The sequence below is a fragment of the Staphylococcus ureilyticus genome, assembly GCF_002902235.1.
Classification (GTDB): domain Bacteria; phylum Bacillota; class Bacilli; order Staphylococcales; family Staphylococcaceae; genus Staphylococcus; species Staphylococcus ureilyticus.
Genome location: NZ_PPRL01000103.1, coordinates 1 through 214 on the forward strand (window position 1 = coordinate 1; position 214 = coordinate 214).

1 protein-coding gene is annotated in these 214 nt (G+C 41.1%); it reads left to right on the top strand.

The window, feature by feature from the left end; all coding sequences use genetic code 11:
- The coding region (locus CD150_RS13445) for a hypothetical protein (protein ID WP_438829864.1) at positions 1-214 on the top strand (214 nt) is incomplete at both ends.

Genomic DNA, 214 nt, shown 5'->3' on the forward strand with positions numbered 1-214 from the left:
CTACAAACGATAACAGTACGGCTTCCAACACTAATGAAAGTAAAGACGACAGCACTAACGTAGCAGATCAGAATGATGATAACGCTAATGTCGCTCAAGATGATGATGATTCTGAGGTTGCTGACTCTGAGGTCGCTTCTGATGAATCAACTTCTGATTCTGCAAACGATAATAGTACGGCTTCCAACACTAATGAAAGTAAAGACGACAGTAC